The organism is Desulfuromonas sp., assembly GCA_002869615.1.
Taxonomy (GTDB): domain Bacteria; phylum Desulfobacterota; class Desulfuromonadia; order Desulfuromonadales; family UBA2294; genus BM707.
The window spans coordinates 78276-84620 of sequence record PKUH01000015.1 but is presented as its reverse complement, the minus strand read 5'-3'; the positions used below and the strand labels follow the sequence as shown (position 1 = coordinate 84620).

Genomic DNA, 6345 nt, shown 5'->3' with positions numbered 1-6345 from the left:
CGCGATTTTTTCGGTCTCAAGGGCGTTATCGGCGTTCTGCCGGATATTGGCGGTCATCTGCTCGATCGAAGAGGAGGCCTCTTCGGCCGAAGCGGCCTGCTCGCTGGCACCCTGCGACATCTCCTCACTCGAGGCGCTCATCGCCTGGGCGCCGCTGGCGACGTTGTCGGACGACAGGCGGACGTTGTTGATCACATCGGTCAGGTTGTCAGCCATGTTTTTCAACGCCGTCCCGAGCCGATCCTTTTCCGATGCCGGTTTGATATTTATGGTCAGATCGCCGGCGGCGATCCGGTCGGCGACTTCTGCTGACTGGTTCAGGCTGTCTGCCATATTATCCAGCGCTTCGGATAATTGCCCGATCTCGTCTTTTCGCTCCAGTCGGAGGCGGCTGCTGAAATCGCCAAGGGCGATCTGTTCTGCAAAGGCGACACCCCGATTCATCGGGTTGGCGATGCCTTTGGATATGAAGAATCCGAATGTCAAGGCAACAGCAGCACCCAGGATGACCGAGATCAGGGCCATTGCCTTGCTGGTGCCGGCAGCGCTGGCAGCGCTCTCGCGGCGCTCATCGGCAAATTTGCGGGCCAGTTCATAAAGCTCGTCAAAGGCTGCCATTGTTGCGCCGAAGGCAGCTCTCTCCGAGCCGAAGGCAATGTCCTTGGCCGCGTCAAGTTTTGCCGATTGGCTTTGAACATATCGTTGATTATCAGTGAAAATAGTCTGGATTGTCGAGAGGGTGGGTAAAACTTCATTGCTCAGGGTTTGCTCGGCCTTTGCGTTATTGTTGCTGCGAATATATCCATTTATTTTCTGACCGAGATCGTGCAGGTGCTTATGCGGCGTAGTAAACGCGGCAAGTTTACCAAGGAGAGTTGTGTCTTGTGATGAAAACTGACTGAGCCACTGGCCGAGTTTACACTGGCTTGGGTCGAGCTGTCCGGTAAATCCTTCATTTGCCATTACGGCATATTCGAGGTCTCTGACCCAGTTCAGGTGATCGATTTCCCGTTTCAGCAATATTGCATTCACCGATTCGATATCATCGATTTTCACCGTTTCCGCCAGGTTGACCAGCTTCTTGTGTTCAGCGTTCCAGTTGTCAAGCGCTTCTTGCGCCTTGTTCCAGGCAACAGTCTCTTCCTTTTCTTTTTCAGTGTTTTCGTACATGTTAAGCCCGGACTGCAGGATGTCGAAACGTTTTTTTAGATTATTAACTTCATGCAGTCTGTCGTTGTATAAAATGCCGGGATTTATCATCGTCCGCTCGGCTGATTTGAGGGAGTTGAGACCTTCCATGATCAGACCAAGCCCCTGGATGGCCGGGAGGTGATTGCCGCCGACATCTTCGAGGCTGCTTTCGGTGTTGACAATTCCATACCAGCCGATGATTCCAACGATTGCGCAGATGACTGCGACGATGGAAAATGCCCCTGTTAGTTTTGCAAAAATCTTCATAACCAACTCCTTTACTTTAAATAATTAGCGAATGCCGGTGCGAGAAGTTTAAATGATAATTGTTAAACTACAGCATTTTGTGTGCCAATATTTTCCGGGGTTTTTCGGCAAATAATGTGTCAATATATTACATTAAATACCACTAATGTTACATGTTGGACGATTTTTGGCAGAAATGAAGAACTGGAGATGTGACACTGCCGTCACTGCAGTGTGCCATGGCACACTCAGCCAGGTATTCTGGTCTGGCGGGATCTTTGCCTGGAGTTGCTATTGAGATGTGTCTTAAGGGGTCAGGTCTCAATCTTTGACAAGAACGCATGGTTCCTTCAATTGTTGCGACCTGACCCTGGAAGGATGCTTTACTTGCTTTCGAGGAGTGATCTGTTGACCCAGCCGCTTTGGCCCTTTTCCAATATCAGTAAACGTTCGGCAGGAATGCTTTGTTCCAGCAGGTAGTCATAGGTGCGTTTTGCGCCACCACCGCCTCTTGGACAGACGATCACAACCGGATCAGAGTTGGCATTGACTTGTTCAATGACGGTATCAAGTTTAGAGCGGTCAGCATCATTCTTCACAGGGTAGGCATACGTCGGAATCGCGCCTTTGATGTGATGCTGTGAAAATTCATCTTCTACTTGGATGTCGATAAGATTGGTCGGCTGATTGGTTTTAATGCGGGATTCAAGGTCTGCAGGGCTGATGTAGTTGTAACTGCTGCCGGTGGCTAAAGTCATACCAGGAATCAGCAGGATTGCAGAGAGTAGAATGAAACAATGACGTTGTATTGACATGATCGGTTTCTCCAGATTTCTTCGTTTTCGAATTCCGCCAAGAAAATACACTTCATACGTTTCAGAAGCAAATAGATAATTATGCTGAAGAGTAATCGTACAAGTTCCTCGTAAGTTATAAAATACGCAGGTGCGCTACCGGACTGTGTCATGTCTTGATTTTCAGCCTGCCAGAATGGTTTTGCCAGTCGGCTAATTTGAAGAAGCCAAAAAATCCGCGAAGTTAAATGTGACGGGTAACTTTACCTGTCACCGATTCTGCGCAAGATTGATATTGTTGTAATGGTCTAGTGATATCGAACACCAGTAAGAGGTTTCTTTTTTATTGCCACTGTCAGGATGAGTTCGGCTTTCCCATATTGCAGGAGTCCCGAGAGAAAAAACTGCTTCTTATTGGATAGAGCTATTTAAGAGGATCTTTTATCCAAACAAAAATGGGCACATGAGGAATGATGGCGCATTTAATTTCTTGACATACCTGACCATTTTAGTAATATATATACCAAGAGACATACTTCTTCCTCCTAAAAGAATAACCCAAAACCCCTTGCCCCACAGTTCACCCTCCTGACTGTGGGGCTTTTTTTGTTTATCAGGGTTTGTAGGAATCATCCACTTTTCCACAACGCACTCCCTTAGTAGCTGTAAGATTTAACATGAGAATGTGCTCAAATCATTCATTGACACAACAATTCGAAAAGAGGCATTAAGAGAAAAATATTCAAACCCTGAAAACCCTTACCACCTAGCTTTAGGTTTTGGCTTAGAGCGTATCTATTATTATCTTCGTGATATTGGAGCTAAAACTCATATTGTTGTTGAAAAGAGAGGGAAACAGGAAGATTCTGAACTTGAGTTGGAGTTTCGTCGAGTTTGTGACGGCAGCAACTACCTTAGGGAAGTCTTACCCTTTGAGGTGGTGTTTGCCGATAAGCAAAGTAACTCCGCCGGATTGCAGATGGCAGATTTGATCGCAAGGCCTGTAGGGTTAAAAACATTGCGACCAGATCAGCCAAACCAAGCATATGATGTTATTGAGGATAAATTTTATCGAAATAGCAAGGGGCAAGTTGACGGGTGGGGATTGAAGAGCTTCCCATAAAAAACAAAAGGCCCCAACGTATCCGCTGAGGCCAACTGTCGACCGGGAATCCCCAGTCCTTGTAATGAATATACGAAATCAACGTCGAGATGTCAATTGTATTCAGGTTGTTTATTATTTCCTAAATGTCACGACAAATGAGAACTTACTCTGAAACTGGTAATATCTTCTTGTAAATCCTCCCGCAACTCTTTCTCAAATTATCTAAGGATATTTAATAAGGTGCTGACCGAAGAAAACTTGGACACTGTCAGTCAGATCAAATCTCAATACTTGCGGTTCAATCGCGTTGACCGAACCAGATCATGTGCAGGTCACCCTTTTTATCGTGGGCCCGCACCCGGGACTGACTGACCTTGAAACCGACTTTGCGCAGGCGTTCACGGAAGTTTCGATCCGGTCCGGCTGACCAGACGGCGAGAATCCCTTCCGGCTTCAGGGCGGTGTAGGCGGCGGTTAATCCATCAAAAGAGTAGAGCCAGTTATTCTTCTTCCGGGTCATCCCTTCCGGGCCATTATCGACATCGAGCATGATCGCATCATAGGCCTGTCGTTCTGATTGCAGGATTTTGGCGACATCTCCAACGCTGACCGTTGTTCTGGTTTCATTCAAAGGATAGCCGGCATGCTCACCGAGGGGGCCACGGTTCCATTCGACAACGGCCGGGACCAGTTCAGCGACCACAACTTCGGCATCAGGGCCGAGTTGTTCGAGAGCGGCCGCCAAGGTGAAACCCATACCGAGGCCGCCGATCAGAACGCGTGGCTCGGGTCGATTTGCCACCTTGCGGCAGGTCTGGTTCGCCAGCTCATCTTCGGAATCATGCGCCCGCGAGCTCATCAGAATGCCGCCATCGACGATCCCGATCGTGTATTCGCCGTCACGCCGGCTGAGCCGGAGTTTGCTGTCGGTGCCGGGGATCGGCGTCGTATCAAGGTGTTCCCAGGGGATCATAATTTCACCAGGATGTCTCTTTCCGGGAGGGTGTCTGCGGTCTATGCAACCTTGACCTCTAACCGCCCGACCTGCTCGATCTCGGCCACCATGACATCGCCGCTTACGATCCGGCTGACCCCGGCCGGGGTGCCGGTGAGAATGATATCGCCCTCCTCGAGGGTGAAGATCGACGACATCTCCTCGATGATCTGCGGGATCTGCCGCATCATCAGGGATGTGTTGCCGTCCTGCCTGGTTTCGCCATTCACGCTCAGGGTCAGGCGCAGGTTGTGCGGATCTTCAATCCGCTCAGCCGGTACGAAATCGGAGAGTGGACAGGCGGTGTCAAATCCCTTGGCGATCTCCCAGGGGAGGCCCTTCTCTTTCTGTTTCGACTGGACGTCACGCAGCGTCAAATCAACGGCGACACCGTAACCGGCAACGTGCTCCATGGCATCCTGCTGTTTGATCTTCCTGCCGCTTTTGCCGATCAGCAGGGCGAGTTCTACTTCGTGGTGACAGTCGTCAGAGTAATCTGGAATAACGACAGTTTTGCCATCCGGGATAATGCTGGTCGAAGGTTTGATGAAGATGACCGGCTGGTCCGGGACGGCGTTGCCGAGCTCGCTGATATGTTCGCTGTAGTTGCGGCCGAGGCAGACAACCTTGCCCACGGGAATCCTTCTTGAAGTGCCGATAAGGTGGATATGATACATTGTTCAATCCCTTTCCGGGGTGGTGGTTTCCGTTCGGTCGAGAATAGCGAGTGACTGCTGAAATTGCAAGTGTGTCAGATCGGAATGATTATGCTAAAATGCCGGCATTTGAGTTGAGAGGCGAAGCATGTTTCTTCCGATTGGCGATACACCGAACCCGCCGGGAACTCCGGTTGTCACCTACGGCCTGATCGGGCTGAATATCCTGATTTATGCCATCGTGACGCTGCCGCTCTCCGGCCAGGCTCCCGACCTCAATGACCCGCTGCTGGCCGAATATCTCAGGCTGCTCGGCGCCGAGGACGGGGTTCCGCTGAAGGCCTACCTCGAATATGTCTCGGCGTATGACCTGGTTGTCTTCGAGTATGGTTTCCGGCCGGCGGCGGCCTCGATCCTGACGCTTTTCAGCGCAATGTTTCTCCACGCCAACTTTATGCACCTGTTTGGCAATATGCTGTTTCTCTGGATTTATGGCGATAATGTCGAGCATCGGCTCGGCCGGGGCCGTTTTCTGCTCGCCTACCTTGCCACCGGGGTTGCCTCTACGGTTTTCTTCTCTCTCTTTACCCTCGGCTCCCAGATCCCGATGATCGGCGCATCGGGGGCCATCTCCGGGGTGCTCGGGCTCTATTTTATCTGGTTCAAGCGCAACCAGATCAAGGTCTTTATCTTTTTCTTCCCCTTTATCATGAACACCTTCCTGGTGCCGGCCCGAATTGTTCTCGGTTTTTACCTGTTCGTCGACAATGTGCTGCCGTTCATGATGAGTTCCGGCGGCGGCGGTGGTGTTGCCTACGGCGCTCACATCGGCGGGTTTCTCGCCGGAATGGGGATCGCGCTCGGGCTCGACCTGCTCCCGGGCTTGCGGCAAGCCGAGAAGCGGCGCCAGGCTTCGCCTGAAGAACCGCCTGTGCGCCGCCGGGCGGAAGAAGCGATGACCCCGGCCCAGGTGATCGCCGGCCATCTGCGTGAAGGTGATTACTCCGGCGCCGTGGTCCACTATTTCAACCTTGAGACGAGCGAAGAGCGGCTCTCCCTGAACTCCGATGTCGTGCTCGCCCTTGGCGAATACCTGCTCGGCAACCGGGCTTACGAGGAGGCGCAGGCTCTTTTCCGGCGGTTTATCGCCGAACGACCGAACGACCGGGAAATTGACCGGGCCTTCCTCGGGGCCGGCAAGTCGATGATTCATCAGTCCCGACATATTCCCAGCGCCTACCAGTATTTTCTCTCGGCGGTTGAAACCGCGCGGAGCAAAAGCCTTGAAGAAGAGGCGCGGATGCACCTGCGCGCGATTGAGAAGCTTGGCGAAGAGAAATAGAAAGAAAGGGATAGTTG

General features: G+C 51.3%; 7 protein-coding genes. 2 read left to right on the top strand and 5 right to left on the bottom strand.

Annotated features, from left to right (window positions below; genetic code table 11):
* From C0623_02740 to C0623_02730, 3 genes are all read right to left on the bottom strand, one after another.
* On the bottom strand, positions 1-1458 hold a 1458-nt coding region (locus C0623_02740; GenBank protein PLY03129.1), incomplete at its 3' end, for a hypothetical protein.
* A 362-nt stretch (positions 1459-1820) separates the two neighbouring features.
* Complete coding sequence (locus tag C0623_02735; protein ID PLY03128.1) at positions 1821-2252, bottom strand: hypothetical protein; 432 nt, start codon at positions 2250-2252, stop codon at positions 1821-1823.
* 420 nt (positions 2253-2672) lie between these two features.
* A complete protein-coding gene (locus tag C0623_02730; GenBank protein ID PLY03127.1) occupies positions 2673-2876 on the bottom strand; it encodes a hypothetical protein in 204 nt (67 codons plus the stop codon).
* A gap of 40 nt (positions 2877-2916) precedes the next feature.
* Here C0623_02730 and C0623_02725 point away from each other — a divergent pair, with 40 nt between their 5' ends.
* Positions 2917-3354, top strand: coding sequence for a hypothetical protein (locus C0623_02725; GenBank protein PLY03126.1), 438 nt, complete (start codon positions 2917-2919; stop codon positions 3352-3354).
* Between the two features lie 280 nt (positions 3355-3634).
* Here C0623_02725 and C0623_02720 read toward each other — a convergent pair whose 3' ends face one another.
* Together C0623_02720 and C0623_02715 are read right to left on the bottom strand one after the other, a co-directional pair.
* Positions 3635-4309 carry a hypothetical protein gene (locus C0623_02720; GenBank protein PLY03125.1) on the bottom strand — a complete coding sequence of 225 codons (675 nt, stop codon included), beginning with the start codon at positions 4307-4309 and terminating at the stop codon, positions 3635-3637.
* Between the two features lie 41 nt (positions 4310-4350).
* On the bottom strand, positions 4351-5007 hold the full coding sequence (locus C0623_02715; GenBank protein PLY03124.1) for an acylpyruvase: 657 nt from the start codon (positions 5005-5007) through the stop codon (positions 4351-4353).
* Positions 5008-5134: 127 nt separating this feature from the next.
* On the opposite strand from C0623_02715, the gene C0623_02710 reads away from it, so the two are divergent.
* Complete coding sequence (locus tag C0623_02710; GenBank protein PLY03123.1) at positions 5135-6328, top strand: hypothetical protein; 1194 nt, start codon at positions 5135-5137, stop codon at positions 6326-6328.
* Positions 6329-6345: the final 17 nt, after the last annotated feature.

Bases quoted from the DNA above. Each gene is read 5' to 3' on its own strand.
- C0623_02735 (PLY03128.1), bottom strand. From the start codon at position 2,252: ATGTCAATACAACGTCATTGTTTCATTCTACTCTCTGCAATCCTGCTG.
- C0623_02720 (PLY03125.1), bottom strand. From the start codon at position 4,309: ATGATCCCCTGGGAACACCTTGATACGACGCCGATCCCCGGCACCGAC.
- C0623_02715 (PLY03124.1), bottom strand. From the start codon at position 5,007: ATGTATCATATCCACCTTATCGGCACTTCAAGAAGGATTCCCGTGGGC.
- C0623_02710 (PLY03123.1), top strand. From the start codon at position 5,135: ATGTTTCTTCCGATTGGCGATACACCGAACCCGCCGGGAACTCCGGTT.